We start from the raw sequence: 18480 nt of genomic DNA, 5'->3' as shown, positions 1-18480 counted from the left end.
CTCTAAAGGATAACAATGAAGATTACCAAATCGTTCCAATTCGGTCGCCACACCGTCACCCTGGAAACCGGCGAAATCGCTCGCCAGGCTGGTGGCGCAGTATTAGTCAGCATGGACGACACCGTCGTTTTAGTAACGGTCGTTGGCAAAAAAGAAGTAAAAGCCGGCCAGGATTTCTTCCCGCTGACCGTCGATTATCAGGAAAAAACCTATGCTGCAGGTAAAATTCCTGGCGGTTTCTTCAAACGCGAAGGCAAACCTTCGGAAAAAGAAACGCTCACTTCACGCTTGATCGACCGCCCGCTGCGTCCATTATTCCCTGAAGCCTTTTACAACGAAGTTCAGATCATCGCTACCGTGTTATCGAGCAACCCTGAAGTTGACTCCGACATTCCTGCGCTGATCGGTGCTTCCGCTGCGCTCGCAGTATCCGGCATCCCTTTCGCCGGCCCCATCGGCGCTGCGCGCGTAGGCTTCATCAACAACGAATATGTGCTGAACCCGCTGGCAAGCGAATTGCCCAATTCCGCAATGGATCTGGTTGTTGCCGGTACTGCACAAGCGGTACTGATGGTCGAATCCGAAGCGCAGGAACTGCCGGAAGATATCATGCTGGGCGCTGTTGTGTACGGTCACCAGCAAATGCAGGCGGCGATCAACGCCATCAACGAACTGGCCGATGAAGTCAATCCCGAACCATGGAATTGGGAAGCACCTGCAGCCAATGTGGAATTGATTGCCAAAGTCACCGCAGCTGCCGAAGCCGGCTTGATCCAGGCATACAACATCCGCCAAAAAGGCGCTCGCTCGCAGGAAATCGAAGCCGTACGCAGCCGCGTGATGGAACAGCTCGTTACTGCGGATATGGATACACTGGCTGTCAACGAAATCAGCGATATTTTCCATAACCTCGAAGCCAAAATCGTTCGTGGTCAGATCCTGAATGGCGAACCCCGTATTGACGGTCGCGATACCCGCACCGTGCGCCCGATCACCATCCGCACCGGCGTATTGCCGCGCACGCATGGCTCCGCCCTGTTTACCCGCGGCGAAACCCAGGCGCTGGTCATTGCCACTCTCGGCACCGGCCGCGATGAACAGAAAATCGATGCACTGCAAGGCGAATACAGCGACCGTTTCATGCTGCATTACAACATGCCTCCGTATGCTACCGGCGAAACCGGTCGCGTCGGCACACCGAAGCGTCGTGAGATCGGCCACGGCCGTCTGGCCAAGCGCGCACTCGCAGCAATGCTGCCAAGCCGCGAAGACTTCGGCTACACCATGCGCGTGGTTTCTGAAATCACCGAATCCAACGGCTCATCGTCAATGGCTTCCGTTTGCGGCGGCTGCCTGGCACTGATGGATGCAGGCGTGCCGATGAAAGCGCACGTTGCCGGTATCGCCATGGGCCTGATCAAGGAAGAAAACCGCTTTGCGGTGTTGACCGACATCCTCGGCGACGAAGATCACCTCGGCGACATGGACTTCAAGGTAGCCGGTACCGAAGCCGGTATCACCGCATTGCAAATGGACATCAAGATCACCGGCATCACCAAGGAAATCATGAAGGCCGCACTGGATCAGGCCAAGGAAGGCCGCATGCATATTCTTGGCCTGATGAGGAGCGTTGTTGATTCGCCGCGTGTGGAAATGTCTGCTTATGCGCCGCGCATCATCACCATGAAGATCAATCCGGAGAAAATCCGTGACGTTATCGGCAAAGGCGGTGCAGTTATCCGCGCGCTCACCGAAGAAACCGGCACCCAGATTGATATCGGCGAAGACGGCACCGTCAAAATCGCTTGTACCAGCGAAGAAGCCGGGGAGATCGCGAAAAAACGCATCTCCGAAATCACTGCCGAAGTCGAAGTCGGTAAAGCCTACGAAGGTACGGTTATCAAACTACTGGATTTTGGCGCGATCGTCACCGTATTGCCAGGCAAGGATGGTTTGCTGCATATCTCGCAAATCGCCCATGAACGCGTCAATGCGGTAAGCGACTACCTCAAGGAAGGCCAACCGGTTACGGTCAAAGTACTGGAAGCCGACGAGAAAGGCCGTTTGCGTCTTTCCATGAAAGCGCTGATCGAAGCACCGAAGAAGGAAGAAGAAGCACCGGCTGCTGAACAGTAATGCAGCCATAGCAGGCAACAAAAAAGCAGCCAGTTGGCTGCTTTTTTGTTGCCTGCATTCTGTCCAGTGACTAAACCGGTTCGAACCCAGCTGAGGACAAGTAACTATTCTGCCACTTTTTCACCGAGGAAATTTTCCCACCAGCGCTTGCGATTATTCGGTACGATCCTGGGTTGCAAATCGGTTGGCGCTACCTGACTCATCACCCAGCCGGGCAATACTCTGTCCTTGCTGGATCCGCATGAGACACCAAGATGATGCGGATCGTAAATCACGATAAATTGCGGACTTTGCAGATCATCGGCATAGACGATACCGCAATATTTTTCTTCGTGCTCTTTCCGCAACAGCGCATCGATTTGCTGGATAAAATCACTTACTTGCTGACCGCTGGCCGGCGCATCCGGCACGTTCTGCCCCACCGCATAAAGATACCAGCCGGCATTGACGTCCACACGTGGCCAGAATGCTGTCAGTTGATCCCACGACAACAAGCTATATAACAAACCGTCCAGCCTGGTTTCAAATTCGCTCATATTGCCTCACAAAATCGATTTAGCGGGCGACCTGACGCTCGCGGAACTCATCCAGAGTTTTGCAATCTATGCACAGGGTTGCTGTCGGGCGCGCTTCCAGCCGTTTCAAGCCGATTTCAACGCCACAGGCTTCACAATACCCGTATTCATCGTGATCGATCTTGGCAAGCGTCTCATCGATCTTCTTGATCAATTTACGCTCACGGTCGCGGTTGCGTAATTCCAGAGCCATGTCGGATTCCTGACTGGCACGGTCGTTCGGATCGGCGAACAAGGTTGCGTCTTCTTGCATGGCATGAATGGTACCATCGATGTCTTGCGACAACTCCGCTTTCCAAGCCTCAAGTATTTTGCGAAAATGAAGAAGTTGTGCTGCATTCATATACTCTTCATCAGCTTTGGGAGTATAGGGAGTAAATTTAGTAAATTCTGTGGCCATAGTATTTTATGTCGCTTCCGATTGAACTAAAAAAGGCAAACTACTTTAATATCAGAAATCTGCTCCAAGAGCAACAAGGATGAACATAAATGCAATTACAAGCTCTCATATTTGACGTTGACGGCACGCTTGCCGACACCGAGCGCGACGGCCATCGCGTCGCTTTTAATGCTGCCTTCCGCGAATACGGACTGGACTGGGAATGGGATGTCGCCCTTTATGGGCAATTGCTCGCCGTTACCGGTGGCAAGGAGCGCATGAAATACTATGTCGAGTCATTCCGCCCCGACTATACGCCGCCCGCCGACTTCAATGATCTGGTTGTGGAATTGCATCGCGCCAAAACTCGCCACTATACCGATATGCTGCAACAAGGCGGCATTCCGTTGCGGCCTGGCGTAAAACGGCTGATACAGGAAGCCCGCGATGCCGGTTTGCGTCTGGCAATCGCGACCACGACCACACCGGAAAACGTCACTGCATTGCTTAAATACAGCATGGCTGACGATGCAGCGGACTGGTTCGAAGTCATCGCCGCAGGCGATATCATTCCTGCAAAGAAACCGGCGCCCGACATTTACGTATGGGCGATGCAGCAGATGGGACTGCCCGCCGAAGCCTGCTTCGCTTTCGAAGACTCGGAAAACGGCATTCGTTCCAGCCTGGGCGCCGGATTAAAGACGCTCGTCACCATCAATGACTACACGCAGAATCATGATTTCAGCGGCGCAGCCGCTGTCGTCAGTGACATGGGCGAAACCGGTGCCGCGCCGCAAATAATCAGCGGCAGCTTGCATGGCGAGCCTTATGTCAATCTGGCTGCAATACGAGCCTGGCATGCCGCGCAATAGCGCAGCAGAGTGATTCAATTCAGCGCCGAGCAAGCAGCCGATTAATCATGCTGCCCGGCGATCTTGCCGGTTTTAAACAGGTTATCGCGCAACTCGTGATCCAGCACCGGGTCGCGACGCCGGATCCATTCCAGCACCATGGCGGCATGCTCTTTTTCTTCATCGCGATTATGCATGAGAATTTCCTTGAGCTCCGGATCGGTACAGGCATCGACACGCTGGTTATACCAGTCAACCGCTTCCAGCTCTTCCATTAAAGAAGTAATCGCCCGGTGCATATCCTGAGTTGCATCGCTTAATTTTTCCAGTGCTTCATGATAGCCTTCGTTTGCCATTCCAATTCCCCTTATAATGCAATGCACATGCTTCGTTACACTAAGTTACAGCCCCCCATTTGTCAATCAGAGAGGAGACAGTGAAAATGCCGACACGACCTATTCCCGATGACGAAGAACTGCGAGCACGCATGTCCCCCGAGCAGTATCACATTTGCCGCGAACACGGCACCGAGCGCGCCTTTACCGGCAAATACTGGGACCATAAGGCAGCCGGCACCTATCATTGCGCCGTATGTGGGGAAACATTATTTGACGCCGCTCATAAATACGATTCAGGCAGCGGCTGGCCCAGCTTCTGGCAATCCGCCAACCCGGAGGCGATAGAAGAACGTGTCGATCACAGTCTGATGATGGCACGCACAGAAGTCCTTTGCCGACATTGCCACAGCCATTTAGGGCATGTTTTTAATGACGGACCACCCCCAACTGGGTTACGCTATTGCATTAACTCTGCTTCACTTGAATTTGAACCCCAACCTTGAATAACCGCATGCACACTGCCACGATTACATCAATACAACAAGCCTCGCCCAGCGTCAAAATTTTCCAGCTGGATTACGGTCAGCAACCTTTTCGTTATCTGGCCGGACAATGGATAGACCTATACGCCAATGTGAATGGCAAAACCGAAGTGGGCGGGTATTCCATGACCTCCTCACCGCATCAGTCCGGCAGCGGCATAGAACTGGCGGTCAAATCCAGTACACGCCATCCGGTAACGCGCTGGCTGCATGAAGATGCCAAAATCGGCGATACCGTGCGGATTTCCGATGGTCAGGGCGTCTTTGTCTATCAACCGGAGATGAGCCATCGCGTGGTACTGGTTGGCGCCGGGGTGGGCGTCACCCCGCTCATCAGTATTTTCCGCTACATTGCTGCAGCAGTACCGCAAACCGATGTCACGCTGGTTTACAGCATTCCTGACGCCGATGAATATCTGTTCCAGGCCGATATCGAAGCACTGAGCCAACAGCCCAATTGCCATCATCTCATCACCCTCACGCAACCTGATGCCAAATGGCAGGGGCGCAGCGGGCGCATAGATGCGCAACTGCTGCGCGAGGCCGGAATGAGTGACGATACCTTGTATTACTTATGCGGTCCGCAAGGCATGGTAGAGGATGCCGGTGCGGTACTTACCAGTATCGGCGTGCCTGCCAGCCGTATCATTTACGAAAAGTGGTGGTAACAACATACCATCCACACCGACGTCGATATGACGCATCATTTGTTCCGCATTTACTCAGGTCAAAGCATATGAAACTCTTCAAACAACTTGGTTATGCGCTGATGGGTGCGCTATTGTTGCCGGCGAGCGCTTTTGCAGACGACAACCCTGTCCGTGATTATCCTGCTCAGAAAATCGCTGCTCACACCTACGTAATACACGGCCCGCTGGGCCAGCCTTCGCCGCAAAACCAGGGTTTCATGAACAATCCCGGCTTTATCATTACCAAGGACGGTGTAGTCGTCATCGATCCGGGTGCCAGCCTGGAGGCCGGGCGCATGGTGCTGCGACAAATCGCCAAACATACCGCGCTACCGGTCACTTACGTATTTGATACCCATATCCATGGCGATCATTGGCTGGGCAATCAGGCCATCGCTCAAGCTTATCCGGATGCCAAGCTGGTCGCTCATCCCGAAATGATACGCAAGGCCCAGGAGGGGGGAGCGGAAGAATGGGTCGCGCTGGTCAACAAGCTGACAGACAATTACACCGCCTCCACCCGGGCCGTCATTCCCACCATACCGGTGGTAGACGACCAGACCATCCAGACGGGCGGCATGCATTTTCATGTTTACGCACCGGAAAATGCCCACAGCAAAACCGATATCATGATCGAAGTCGTTGAAGATTCGGTATTATTTACCGGGGATAATGTGCTGAATAACTATATTGCCCGCCTGGATGATGCCACCTTCAAGGGCAGCATCGCCGCTTGCGACCGCGCCATCGGCCTGCATGACAAGCATTACGTGCCCGGACATGGCCAGACGGGCAAGGTAGCCATCGTCAAACGCTATCGTGAATATCTGAGCACGCTGTATGCGGCAGTGAAGGAACAGTACGATGCCGGGAAGAGCGATTATGAAATGAAGGATGCCGTCGCTGCCAAGCTGAAAAAATTCAGCAATTTGCCCGGATTCACCGAACAGCTAGGCAAGCATATCAGTCTGGCGATACTGGAAATCGAGGCTAATCAACAGTAGTTGGGGTTACTGCCCATACATTTCCCAGATTAACCGTTTCCACCTTGGCATTATGCAATACAACGACACCGCCGCGACGATTGTCGCCGGTGTCGCTGAACTCAAAACGATAGATGCGCCGCAAACCCACTCCCACATCCCTATCCCGCGCCAGACGAATTTTATCCAGTGCCACCGTGTCATCCAGCAACTGCACACCGGACAAATGCGCCGCGCGCCGGGCTGCGGTGACCGCGATGTCGTTGCATTTCATGCTATCCAGCCAGAACCATGCCAAGACCAGGACGATGGCCAGTATGCCCCACTCCATGCTTAGTTACGGGCAACTGGCGGTAAAAACAATGCGGCGACCTGCTTGCGACGATTAGGCTCTTTGGCACGCTCGGTCAGAGGAGTATCCGGCACCTCGGTCTCGGTCCGTTCGCGGCGAGGGACAAGAACCGTGTCCGCAGCAAGCGGACGCGGAGCGCGTTCAGTCCGTTGGCGCTGGATCCGCACCGGCTCCGGCATCGCACCGAGTGCAGGCTCGAAACCGGGAACGATTTCAGCGGAAATCTTCATGTTGAGCAATTTTTCAATATCGGCCAGATAACGCAACTCTTCTTCCGACACCAGCGACAATGCCTCACCCGAGGCACCCGCACGTCCGGTACGTCCGATACGATGCACATAATCTTCTGCGGCATGCGGCAAATCATAATTCACCACAAATGGCAGCTGATCGATATCGATACCCCGCGCCGCCACATCGGTGGCAACCAGCACCTGGATGGCGCCCTGCTTGAATTGATCCAGCGCTTCAACGCGCGCCTGCTGAGTCTTGTCGCCATGAATCGCGTTGGCCGGAATGCCGTCGCGGCTTAAATGCTGCGCCAGCCGATTGGCCCCCAGCTTGGTACCGCAAAACACCAGCACCTGACGCAATTGGCGCGACTTGATCAAATGCGTCAGCAACGCGTGCTTGCGTTCCTTGTGTACCGGATGCACTACCTGCCTGACCGTTTCGGCTGCGGTGTTACGGCGCGCCACCTCGATCAGCTGCGGCTTGTTCATGATGCTGTCAGCCAGCTTCTTGATTTCGCCGGAGAACGTCGCCGAGAACATCAGATTCTGCCGGCCGGCCGGCAGCAATTCGATAATGCGCCGCAGATCGGGCATGAAACCCATGTCCAGCATGCGATCGGCTTCATCCAGAATCAGCATTTGCACTTGTGACAGGTTAATCGTCTTGTTCTGCACATGATCGAGCAATCGCCCTGGCGTAGCGACCAGAATATCGATACCGCCGCGCAGGATAGCGATCTGCGCATTCATGTTCACACCGCCATACACGACAGTCGTACGTAACGGCAGGTGTTTGCCGTAGGTATGCACGCTCTCTTCCACTTGCATTGCAAGTTCGCGGGTAGGAACCAGGATCAGTGCACGGATCGGATGGCGCGCAGGCGACGGGCTATGCGTAGCAAAAGGCGCAAGACGGCTGAGCATGGGCAGAGTAAAACCGGCCGTTTTACCGGTACCGGTCTGGGCCCCCGCCATCACATCGCATCCGGTCAAGGCCACCGGAATCACCTGCGCCTGCACCGGCGTAGGTTCGGTATAGCCACATTCTTCAACCGCGCGAAGTATCTCAGGTACTAGACCGAGATCTGAAAAAGCCATGCGTTGCTCCTGATTCAATCGAATAATCAATCATTTTACAGCATCCCGCCATTTATCGTATGACACGATTGCATTTATATCGTGTAATAGTCTTGCTAGCGGCCAAATAATTAGAATATAATTAAATTCTAATATATTTCCTCACCAGCATAAAAATAACGATGCTGGTAGTATTCAATGTGTATTTTTGAACCCCTATGTCATAGGTTGAAGCTATACGATGAAACCACACGTCATGATTCGCCACAAAATGGCGCTAAGCGCATTAGCGCTGTCTGTCAGCCTTCTCTGGTCCGCTTCCGCTTCCGCTGAAACCCTGAGCTTCGCTCAGTGCGTCGATACTGCATTAAAACAAAATTTCGACCTGAGTGTTAGTCGATCCCAAATCGATCAGGCCGAGGCCGGATTGAATCAGGTTCAAGGCAGCCGCATGCCGAAACTGACGGTATCGCTGAATGCGGCTGGCTCCAATGATGCATTGACTGCGTTTGGCATGAAACTATCGCAACGCAACGCCACCTTCAATGATTTCGGCGCGACCCAGTACCTGGGGCCGGCCAGTGCGTCAGTTGCGCCAGAGGCACTGAATTATCCCGGATTCACCAGTAATTTCAACACACGTCTTGAGGTCCAGCTGCCCATTTATACCGGCGGCATGATCAGCGGCGGCATCCAGCAAGCCCAGGCCTATATCAAAGCCGCGCGCAACGGCGACGAAGCCGCTCGCCAGCGCGTCATTTTCCAGGTGTTGCAAGCCTATCAGGGCGTACATACCGCGCGCGCCTATCTGAATGTGGCCAAACAAGGCGAAGCCGCAGCCGAATCTCAAGTCAAAACGATGGAAAGCCTGGTAAAAGGCGGCGTTATCGTGAAAAGCGATCTGCTCTCGGCAAAAGTACATCTCGAGGATATCCGCGTACAACGCGCGCAGGCTGAAAACGCTGTCAGCAGCGCACTCGATCAACTGCATCTGCTGCTAGGCATCCCGTTATCGCAACCCCTGGACGTAGGCGCACCCGTCAACGTCACGCCAACTACGGCGACGACCGAAACACTTCGCCAGACCGCCGTTGCCAACAACCCCGGCATCAATGCACTGCGACAGCAGGTGGCCGCCAGCCAGGCCAGTGTCGGCGTGGCCCGGGCCGCCTATAAACCGCAAGTGGGCTTGATGCTGCGACAGGAATGGAACGACCCGCGATTGGGTTTCAGCGCCAATTCATATACCGTCGGCGGTTCCGTCTCCTGGACGGCCTTTGACGGCGGCGTCACTTCGGCCAGCGTCGCCCGTGCGCGTGCAGCGCAGGATGAGGTGGCAGCGAAACTCGCTCAAGCCGAGGCAGGCATTGCCTATCAGGTAGAAGATGCGCGGCGCAAGGCAAACGAAGCGGAACAGCGCCTGACAGCACGCAAGCTCGCCAGTGAACAGGCCGAAGAAGCCGCCGCCCTGGTCAACAAGCGTTATGCCAACGGGGTAGCAACCATTACCGAACAACTCGGCGCACAAGCGCAACTCGATAAAGCGCGCGCAGACGTCGTCGCCGCTGAATACGATCTCGCCATACAGCGTGCCAGCCTCAAGCTCGCACTGGGCCAGCTCGAATTTGACCAATTATAAACAGGAGCCGATTGTGAACCATCTACTTGCAAAACCTATTGTCATCGCTGTTGCCGCCATGTTATTGCTGGCCGGATGTAGCGAGAAACCAGCCGATCATGCTGCTACTGAAGTGACGAACACGGTCAAGGCCAATGTCGTCCTCGTCAATCCGGGCAATACCGCCATCATAGTCACCGCTCCTGGCAATGTCGTGGCCCAGCAGCAAGCCCAGATCGCCTCCCGCCTGATGGGATTCATACGCGAAATCAACGTCGATGTCGGCCAGAAAGTCAAAGCTGGTCAACGCCTGTTCTCCGTCGATCCAGCCGATATTCAGGGCCAGGTCAGCCAGGCCAACGCAGGTCTCGCTCAGGCGCGAGCCGCATTGGCCGATGCCAGGAACGACTACGAACGCTTTGGCGCTTTGTACAAGGAAGAAGCCATTCCCAAGGCGCAATGGGACAAAATCCGCCTGCAATACCAGATCGCACAACAACAGGCCGCAGCTGCACAAGCCGGGGTGAACACGGCGAACGCGCAAATGCGCTATGCCACGCTCACCGCACCTTTTGCGGGCATCATCACCCAGAAGCTGGCCAACGTGGGCGACCTTGCTGCACCGGGCCACCCCGTCCTGATGCTGGAAAACCCCGATAAACTGCAAGTACAAACCCAGGTATCCGCCGATGTCTATGCCCATTTGCAACCGGGTTCGCCGGCAAGCCTGAGCGTGGGCGGTCAGACAACTGCACTCACCGGCAAAGTCGCGCAACTGGTACCTGCTGCCGACCCGATGAGCCGTACCTATCAGGTCAAGATTGATTTGCCCGCCGGCCACACGCTCAAAAGCGGCATGTTCGTACAAGTCGGTTTCGCCATCGGCGAGCGTTCCAGCTTGCGCGTCCCCGCCAGCGCGGTACTCGACCGTGCCGGCATCACCGGCGTATTCGTGGTCGACAGGCAGAACATCGCCCACTATCGCATGGTACGCGTCGGCGACACCAGCAACGGCCTGACCGATATCCAGTCCGGCCTAAGCACCGGGGAACGCGTGGTCAGCCCGGCGCCAGCCAACCTGCAATCCGGCGACAAGGTCGTCAGTTCGGGGGCCGGCAATGTCTGAACAGCAACCAGCCAATCTCAATATCGCAGGTAAAATCGCCCGCGTCTTTCTGGAATCCAAAATCACCGCCATGATCATGCTGGCGATCAGTCTGGCCGGAATAATGGCCTTGTTCGTCACCGCGCGTGAATACAATCCGCAAATCGTGGTTCCGGCTGCCAACATCATCGTCGCCAAACCCGGCGCATCGGCTAGCGAAATCCAGAATCTGGTGGTCAAGCCGCTGGAAGCCATCATGAATTCACAATCCGGGGTCAAGCATACCTTCGGCTATGCCGCGGCGGATTACGGGGTGGTTACAGTGCAATTCGATGTCGGCCAGGATCAGGAACGCAGCCTGGTCAAACTCTACAACCAATTGATGCAGAATCTGGACCGCCTGCCGGCCGGCACCATGCAACCGCTGGTCAAGCCTATCAATGTCGACGACGTGCCCATCCTCACCCTCACATTGAGCTCCGACACACTCAACGACCTCCAGCTCCGTGACATCTCGGCGCGCGTCCTGGAACAGCTGCGCAACGTCCCCGGCGTATCGTTCACCCAGCTGACAGGCGGCGCGCAACGTGCCGTAAACGTCTGGATCGATCCTGCAAGGCTTTCCGCCGCCGGCCTCAGTCTCGATCAGGTCGACAGGATGCTGCAAGGTGCGAACGTATCGCTGCCCATCGGCACGCTGGTCGACAACAACCGCGATCAGCCCTTGCGCCTGTCGGGTTTCGTCGGCGATGCGCGTGAAGTCGGACAAATCATCATCGGCGCCCCGAATGGCAAACCCATATACCTGAAGGATGTCGCCGAGATTCAGGATGGCGCAACGGAAACCGATGAGGTCAGCCGTTTTGCCTTCGGTCCGGCCGCAGCCCAACACATCTATCGCGGTGAAGCGCCTGCCGTCACCATCGCCATCGCCAAAAAAGCAGGTACGAACGCCGTTGTCGTGGCGGATGCGGTACTCAAGAAGCTCGATGGTCTCAAGCGCAACGCCATCCCTGAGGGGGTAACGGTAAGCGTAACGCGCGACGACGGCGCGAAAGCCGACGACGCAGTCAATACCTTGATGGAGCATCTGGGCATTGCCATCGGCTCGGTGGTGGTGATACTGGTATTTTTCCTCGGCTGGCGCGAAGCCGCCATCGTCACCCTCACCGTACCGCTGATTTTGTTCGTGGTTCTGACCGTCGGCCTTATCGCCGGGCAGACCATTAACCGCATCACCCTGTTCGCGCTGATCCTGTCGCTCGGCCTGCTGGTTGACGCGGCGATCGTGGTGGTAGAAAACATTCACCGGCACATGCATCACGGCGGCGGCAAGAATTTCAAGGAGGCCCTTGTCACCGCGACCAATGAGATCGGCAATCCGACCAACATCGCCACCATTGCCGTCATCCTCGCCTTTGTGCCGATGGCGTTCGTTACCGGGATGATGGGTCCGTTCATGCAGCCTATTCCGTTCAACGTACCCGTGGCGATGATCGCATCCCTGTTTATCGCTTACATGGTCGTGCCCTGGGCGGCTAACCGCTGGCTGGCGGGCAAGGCAGCAAAATCACTGACCGACAGACCGGCGCTGGAAGACAAAGCGGCCGATCCCAAGGATCCGCTGCATCGCGCCTACGTTGCAGTCATCACCCCGCTCATCCGGCACAGCGGCAAACGCAATCTGCTATTCATCGTGGTCGTAGGTTTGCTGATAGCCGCGATGATCCAGCCTGCCTGGCAGTTCATCCGCCCTTCCGGCATCAACGGCCCGTTATCGGCCATGGGCGTAGAGCTGAAAATGCTACCGAATGACAACACCAACACCTTCCTGCTGCAAGTGGATACGCCGGCAGGCAGCACGCTCGCGGAAACCGATCGCGTAGCGCGTGCGGTAGGTGATGTGCTGGCAAAGACAGAGTTTGTAACCGATTACCAGACCTTTCTCGGCATGACGGCGCCGGTCGATTTTGCGGCGCTGGTGCGTGGCGACATGCTCAAGCGCGGCGACAATATCGCGCAATTGCGGGTGAACCTTACCAACAAGCATGAACGTTCGACTTCATCCCATCAGATCGTGCAGAACCTGGATGTGACGTTAAATCCGGTACGTCAGGCCTTCCCTCGCGCCAAAATCAAACTCTATGAAACGCCGCCGGGACCGCCAGTGCAATCGCAGATTCTGGCCGAGTTATACGGCCCGGATTACAACAAGCTGCGTAGCGCAGCCGCTGACGTCGATCGCGATTTCGCCAAGGTATACGGCATCATCAACGCCGATGATACGGTTACCAGCACCGTGGATTCCTTCCGTATCAAAGTGGACAAGGAAAAAGCCGCGCTCTCCAACGTTGCCGTTGGTCAGGTCGCGAAACTGCTGCACGATTATGTCTCCGGCTTCAACATCGGTACGGTACACGTCGATGACAGCCGTGAACCGGTCAACCTGACGATACGCCTGCCGCGCAGTCAACGGCAGACGCCCGAGCAGATCCTGTCGATCCGCATCACCAACATGATGGGGCAGCAGGTTCCGTTATCCGCAATCGCGACCATCGAACGCACGACGCAGGACAAGCCGATCTACGATCGCGACCAGCATCCTGTGGTCATGGTCGGCGGCGAACTGCTGAAATCCAGCCCGGTCTATGCCGTGCTTGCCCTCGACAAGATGCTGGATGGCAAGATGCTGTCCAATGGCGTCACTTTCAAAACCGGCAATCTCGGTTTCGGTGAAGCCCAGCCCGACGATGTCGTCGGCTATCATTTGCTGTGGGGCGGCGAGATGCGCCTCACGCTCGATGTGTTCCGCGATCTGGGTTCGGCCTTCATCGTCGCACTGGTCTTCATCTACCTGATGCTGGTCGGCTATTACAAGTCCTTCGTGATGCCGCTGATCGTGATGGGCGCGATACCGCTGACGCTGGTCGGTGTATTCCCCGGTCACTGGATCACTCAGCAGGCATTTACCGCCACCTCGATGATCGGTGTGATCGCCCTGGCTGGCGTGGTGGTGCGCAACTCCCTGCTGCTGATCGATTTCATCATCGACTACCGCAAACAAGGCTATGGCCTGGAGCAGGCGGTGATCGAAGCCGGCGCCGTGCGTTTCCGTCCGATCATGCTCACCGCACTGGCGATTATTCTGGGCTCGGCTATCATGATCACCGACCCGGTATTCGGCGGCTTGGCGGTATCCTTGATTTTTGGCACCTTCGCCTCCACTGTATTAACCCTGGTCGTCATTCCCCTCATGTACTATCTGTGGGAACGCCGACTCGAAAAAACCGCTTGATTTTAACCAAAGGAAACATCATGACCGTAGAACGTATCGTCCGTATTATCGCTGGCTTTTTCATCATGCTATCATTGGCACTGGCACACTCTGCTGGTACGGCAAACTTGAGCAGCCCTAGCTGGCTCTGGTTTACCGCCTTTGTCGGGTTTAATTTATTTCAAAGTGGCATCACCCGTTTCTGCCCCATGGACATCATGCTGAAAAAGGCAGGGGTAAAATCAGGCTGCGGATTATAGGAGCGTATTTTGGATTTTGTACAACACAACATTTGGCTGATCGTTTTGGCCGTGTTTTCAGGTTTCATGCTGATATTCCCAAGCTTGCGCGGCAAGATTAGCGGTACCTCGGAAGTCGATACGACGGGCGCAGTTCAGCTCATCAATCACGAAAACGCCATCGTGCTCGACGTACGCGAAGCCAATGAATTCAGCAGCGGCCACATTGCCGACGCCAAACACATTCCGGTCGGGCAACTCGCTAACAGCCTGAAACCGCTGGAAAAATACAAAGACCAGGCTATCGTTGTGAATTGCCGCTCCGGCGCCCGTTCTTCCACGGCATGCGGCGTATTGCGGAAAAACGGCTTTACCAAGGTTTACAATTTGAAAGGCGGCATCCTGGCTTGGCAGCAAGCCGGTTTACCGACGGTAAAATAATGGCTGAAGTTACCATGTACTGCACCGCAGTATGCCCCTACTGCGTCATGGCTGAGCGCTTATTGCTCGGCAAAGGGGTCGCAGTTACCAAAGTCCGGGTCGATCTTGAACCAGGCCGTCGTGAAGAAATGATGACCCGCACCGGACGCCGTACCGTGCCGCAAATTTATGTAGGCGACACCCACGTCGGCGGTTTCGACGATTTGTCGGCTCTGGATCGCGCAGGCGGACTGGATCCGTTGTTGGCAGGTTAAGGCCGGATTCTCTTGTAAAAACGAAAACATCCCATATCTTTAGGGAAGCACTGATTTCGTCAAATATGGTTGCGACGGGGCATTGCGAATACCCGGGCAAGAAGGAAGACACGCCGTACAGTCATTCTGCACAAGCGGCTTCCGGCGCCGCTTGTAGCTCGCAATACCCGTTCCGGCGAGCCCAAACGAAAACTGGCTTGCTCTGCGTTGCACGCCTTGGCATCGCAGATCGAGTTGTGACTTGCGCCTTGATCAAGCCTGTTTTAGTTTGAACGCAATCCATGTTTAACGAAATCAGTGCTTCCTTAGGTATCGGGATGTTTTTTATTTTGCCCATATGGAGAAAAATCATGGAACTCGTTTGCCCTCATTGTTTTGCAATCAACCGCATTCCCGAACAACGTCTGAACGAGCAGCCCAAATGCGGCAAATGCGCGCAACCTATTCATCAAGGCCTGCCTGTTGATCTGAACACCGCTTATTTCGACCGTTTTATTGGCCGCAATGAGTTGCCGGTACTGGTTGATTTCTGGGCAAGCTGGTGTGGGCCCTGCAAGATGATGGCGCCTACATTCAAGCAAGTCGGTGCAGAACTGGCTCCCAATGTCCGTTTCGCCAAGGTGGAAACCGAAGCCGAACAGACCCTGGCTGCGCGTTATCAAATACGCAGCATCCCTACCCTGATCCTATTCAAGAACGGAAAAGAGCACGCCAGAATGTCCGGTGCACTGGATGCAAACGGCCTGAAACAATGGTTGAAGTCGCAGGGAATTTAATGGGTATGCTACGGCTGGTCAGCCTGCTGCGCGCGTTATGCCCAGCATCTCGCAGGCATGCTGCCGGGTTGTTGCGGTGATCGTCACGCCTCCCAGCATGCGGGCGATCTCATCCACCCTGTCATCCTGAGCGAGCGGCGCAATCCGGCTCACCACACTGCCATCGAGGCTGGCTTTACTGACTTGCAAATGATGCTCGCCTACAGCGGCGACTTGCGGCAAATGAGTGATACACAGGATCTGGCGGCTGACCGCCAGATCCTTGAGCAGGTGACCAACAATTTCCGCCACGCCGCCACCGATGCCGACATCCACTTCGTCGAAAATCAGCGTCGGCACGCCAGCCACCTGACTGACGGCCGTTTGCAGCGCCAGACTGATACGCGACAATTCGCCGCCCGAAGCCACTTTGGCCAAGGCCTTGGGTTCAGCACCCGCATGCGGTGCGACCAGAAACTCCACTTGCTCCAGCCCATGCGCGCTGCCGTCCGGCAACGGCGTCAGCACTATGCTGAATTGTCCGCCGGATAGCGCCAGTTGCTGCATGGTAGCCGTGACAATGCGAGATAATGCCGTTGCAGTCTGTTTGCGCGCAGCACTGAGCTGCTGTGCGGCCGCCAGCCATTCGTCGCGTGCGGCTTTCGCCTCTGCCTCCAGCTTTCCAAAATCGGCACAACGCTCAAGCTCATTCAAACGCTGCTGTGCGACGTCCAGCACTTCAGGCAGCTGTTCGACCTTGACCCGGTATTTGCGTGCGGTATCCAGCACTTGCTCGATACGCTGTTCCACTTCCAGCAGGCGCGCCGGGTCCGCTTCCAGATGATCCGCATAGCGCCGCAGGGTATGGCTGGCTTCCTGCAACTGCACGGCGGCGGACTCGATCAGGTCCGATGTCGCTTGCAGCTCGCTATCGTATTCAGCCAGAGCGGCCAGTTTTGAAGTGACGGCATGAATCTGCTCCAGCGCAGTCGCTTCGCCTTCCGACAGAATATCCAGGGCGAAGGCCACACCATCGCCCAGATTAACTGCGTTGGCCAGGCGCCGATGCTCATTCTGCAGCTCTTCCCATGCGGCAAGCTCAAACTGCAGTGCGTTCAGTTCCTGAGTTTTCCATTGCAACTGCTCGCGCTCGACTTCAACCGCGCTACTATCCGCGCGCAATGCGGCGAGTTGCTCATCCAGCTTGCGACTATACCGGTAGCCTTGCGCCACCTGCCGGACCAAATCGTTCAGGCGACCATAATCATCCAGCAATTCACGCTGTGCCGCCGCTTTAAGCAATGATTGATGCGCGTGCTGCCCATGAATGTCCACCAGAAATTCGCCCGCCTCGCGCAACTGCTGCGTACTGACAGCCCGTCCGTTAATAAAGCAGCGCGAACGCCCGCTATTGTCAATGACGCGACGCAACAAGCAGTTACCGTCGTCGTCCAGCTCGTTTTCGGTCAGCCACGTCTGCAATGCAACCAAATCGGCCACCTCGAACTCGGCACTGATTTCCGCACGCGCAGCGCCTGCGCGCACCACGCCCGCATCGCCGCGCTCTCCCAAGGCCAGTGCCAACGCATCGACCAGGATGGATTTTCCTGCTCCCGTCTCTCCGGTCAGCACCGTGAACCCGGATTCAAATACCAGATCCAGCGTATCGACAATAACGAAATCCCGCAGGTTAAGCTGACGCAACATTACAGTTTTTTCCCCCAATACAGCTTCTCGCGCAAGGTGCGGTAATAGCTGTAATCCTTGGGATGCAGTAATCGGATCGCTTTAGGCGCGCGGGTGACGTGCACTACATCGCCGATCTGAATATCGCAATGGCGCTGCCCGTCAAAATGCACCCGGGCATCATCGGCATAGTTCAAATGCAATTCGACGATTGAATGGCTATTTACCACGATAGGCCGCGCCGCCAATGTATGCGCACAAATCGGCACCATCACAAAGGCCTCCAGCGTCGGATGCAGAATAGGACCGCCTGCCGACAAAGCGTAGGCGGTCGATCCGGTAGGCGTGGCGATCACCAGACCATCGGAACGCTGGCTATACACGAATTCGCCGTCAATCACGGCTTCAAATTCGATCAGGCGTCCGGTCGAACCTTTACTCACCACCACGTCGTTAAATGCACATGCGGAAAAAATGGTTTGCCCCTGCCGCAATATCGTCGTATTCAGCAACAAGCGTTTTTCGGCAACAAACTCCCCATCCAGAATGGCGGCCATATCTTCCAGCATGGATTCAGCGGGGACATCGGTCAGGAATCCCAGCCGCCCCTGATTGATGCCGACCAGCGGAATATCATGTCCGACCAACATGCGTGCAATCGACAGCATCGTGCCATCGCCGCCCAGCACTACAGCCAGATCGGCGCGATCGCCGATTTCCGTCATTTCTGCGGTGGGATGTTTGACCATTCCGAGCTGATCGGCGGTATTATGTGCAATGAGCACTTCGTAATCCCGTTCACGCAGAAAATCGGCCAGTCGCGGCAGAGTTTCGCTCATCTCCGGGCTATCGTATTTGCCGACAAGGGCAATGGTTTTAAATAATTCGGACATAGTTCTGATTATAACGACGACATGCTGCGCTGGATATACCGCATGACCATGTAATTTTTT

At 55.6% G+C, this 18480-nt stretch carries 19 protein-coding genes; 12 read left to right on the top strand and 7 right to left on the bottom strand.

The genetic code is table 11. The features are described from left to right. Positions 1–15: 15 nt before the first annotated feature. Positions 16–2136: a polyribonucleotide nucleotidyltransferase gene (gene pnp, locus CAP31_RS05460; protein WP_087446613.1), complete on the top strand. Its 2121-nt coding sequence runs from the start codon at positions 16–18 to the stop codon at positions 2134–2136. A gap of 104 nt (positions 2137–2240) precedes the next feature. On the opposite strand, the gene CAP31_RS05455 is transcribed toward pnp, so the two are convergent. Continuing rightward, the gene (locus CAP31_RS05455) at positions 2241–2672 is read right to left on the bottom strand and encodes a hypothetical protein (RefSeq protein ID WP_087446612.1); all 432 of its coding nucleotides are present in this window, start codon (positions 2670–2672) and stop codon (positions 2241–2243) included. A 19-nt stretch (positions 2673–2691) separates the two neighbouring features. Beyond that, on the bottom strand, positions 2692–3111 hold the full coding sequence (gene dksA / locus CAP31_RS05450) for an RNA polymerase-binding protein DksA (protein WP_087446611.1): 420 nt from the start codon (positions 3109–3111) through the stop codon (positions 2692–2694). Between the two features lie 89 nt (positions 3112–3200). Here dksA and CAP31_RS05445 point away from each other — a divergent pair, with 89 nt between their 5' ends. Next, positions 3201–3962 (top strand): HAD family hydrolase, encoded by a 762-nt coding sequence (locus CAP31_RS05445; RefSeq protein WP_087446610.1) that lies wholly within the window; start codon positions 3201–3203, stop codon positions 3960–3962. 41 nt (positions 3963–4003) lie between these two features. On the opposite strand, the gene CAP31_RS05440 is transcribed toward CAP31_RS05445, so the two are convergent. Beyond that, on the bottom strand, positions 4004–4297 hold the full coding sequence (locus CAP31_RS05440) for an encapsulin-associated ferritin-like protein (RefSeq protein WP_087446609.1): 294 nt from the start codon (positions 4295–4297) through the stop codon (positions 4004–4006). Between the two features lie 86 nt (positions 4298–4383). Here CAP31_RS05440 and msrB point away from each other — a divergent pair, with 86 nt between their 5' ends. From msrB to CAP31_RS05425, 3 genes are all read left to right on the top strand, one after another. Then, positions 4384–4782, top strand: a complete 399-nt coding sequence (gene msrB, locus CAP31_RS05435) for a peptide-methionine (R)-S-oxide reductase MsrB (protein ID WP_087446608.1) — start codon at positions 4384–4386, stop codon at positions 4780–4782. An 8-nt stretch (positions 4783–4790) separates the two neighbouring features. Next, positions 4791–5489, top strand: coding sequence for a ferredoxin--NADP reductase (locus CAP31_RS05430; RefSeq protein WP_087446607.1), 699 nt, complete (start codon positions 4791–4793; stop codon positions 5487–5489). A 68-nt stretch (positions 5490–5557) separates the two neighbouring features. Beyond that, a complete protein-coding gene (locus tag CAP31_RS05425) occupies positions 5558–6514 on the top strand; it encodes an MBL fold metallo-hydrolase (protein ID WP_087446606.1) in 957 nt (318 codons plus the stop codon). On the opposite strand, the gene CAP31_RS05420 is transcribed toward CAP31_RS05425, so the two are convergent. Together CAP31_RS05420 and CAP31_RS05415 are read right to left on the bottom strand one after the other, a co-directional pair. Continuing rightward, the gene (locus tag CAP31_RS05420; protein WP_087446605.1) at positions 6501–6824 is read right to left on the bottom strand and encodes a DUF3301 domain-containing protein; all 324 of its coding nucleotides are present in this window, start codon (positions 6822–6824) and stop codon (positions 6501–6503) included. The genes CAP31_RS05425 and CAP31_RS05420 overlap by 14 nt on opposite strands. A gap of 2 nt (positions 6825–6826) precedes the next feature. Further along, positions 6827–8176, bottom strand: coding sequence for a DEAD/DEAH box helicase (locus CAP31_RS05415; RefSeq protein ID WP_087446604.1), 1350 nt, complete (start codon positions 8174–8176; stop codon positions 6827–6829). 220 nt (positions 8177–8396) lie between these two features. On the opposite strand from CAP31_RS05415, the gene CAP31_RS05410 reads away from it, so the two are divergent. From CAP31_RS05410 to trxC, 7 genes are all read left to right on the top strand, one after another. Beyond that, entirely contained in the window at positions 8397–9794 is a 1398-nt protein-coding gene (locus tag CAP31_RS05410) for a TolC family protein (protein ID WP_223247380.1), read from the top strand. A gap of 13 nt (positions 9795–9807) precedes the next feature. Next, positions 9808–10899 (top strand): efflux RND transporter periplasmic adaptor subunit, encoded by a 1092-nt coding sequence (locus CAP31_RS05405; RefSeq protein ID WP_157662660.1) that lies wholly within the window; start codon positions 9808–9810, stop codon positions 10897–10899. Beyond that, on the top strand, positions 10892–14173 hold the full coding sequence (locus CAP31_RS05400) for an efflux RND transporter permease subunit (protein WP_087446602.1): 3282 nt from the start codon (positions 10892–10894) through the stop codon (positions 14171–14173). Before CAP31_RS05405 ends, CAP31_RS05400 begins: the two co-directional genes overlap by 8 nt. A gap of 20 nt (positions 14174–14193) precedes the next feature. Continuing rightward, on the top strand, positions 14194–14412 hold the full coding sequence (locus CAP31_RS05395) for a DUF2892 domain-containing protein (protein ID WP_087446601.1): 219 nt from the start codon (positions 14194–14196) through the stop codon (positions 14410–14412). Between the two features lie 9 nt (positions 14413–14421). Then, the gene (locus CAP31_RS05390) at positions 14422–14832 is read left to right on the top strand and encodes a rhodanese-like domain-containing protein (protein WP_087446600.1); all 411 of its coding nucleotides are present in this window, start codon (positions 14422–14424) and stop codon (positions 14830–14832) included. Then, complete coding sequence (grxC, locus tag CAP31_RS05385; RefSeq protein WP_087446599.1) at positions 14832–15086, top strand: glutaredoxin 3; 255 nt, start codon at positions 14832–14834, stop codon at positions 15084–15086. The genes CAP31_RS05390 and grxC overlap by 1 nt, the downstream gene beginning before the upstream one ends. Before the next feature lie 350 nt (positions 15087–15436). Continuing rightward, entirely contained in the window at positions 15437–15862 is a 426-nt protein-coding gene (gene trxC / locus CAP31_RS05375; RefSeq protein ID WP_087446597.1) for a thioredoxin TrxC, read from the top strand. Positions 15863–15880: 18 nt separating this feature from the next. Here trxC and recN read toward each other — a convergent pair whose 3' ends face one another. Next, entirely contained in the window at positions 15881–17548 is a 1668-nt protein-coding gene (gene recN / locus CAP31_RS05370; protein WP_087446596.1) for a DNA repair protein RecN, read from the bottom strand. After that, complete coding sequence (locus tag CAP31_RS05365; RefSeq protein ID WP_087448271.1) at positions 17548–18420, bottom strand: NAD kinase; 873 nt, start codon at positions 18418–18420, stop codon at positions 17548–17550. The genes recN and CAP31_RS05365 overlap by 1 nt, the downstream gene beginning before the upstream one ends. Positions 18421–18480: the final 60 nt, after the last annotated feature.

The organism is Sulfuriferula sp. AH1 (assembly GCF_002162035.1).
Lineage (GTDB): Bacteria > Pseudomonadota > Gammaproteobacteria > Burkholderiales > Sulfuriferulaceae > Sulfuriferula.
Note: the sequence above shows the minus strand (reverse complement) of the source record. Positions and strands in the feature narration are given on the sequence as shown.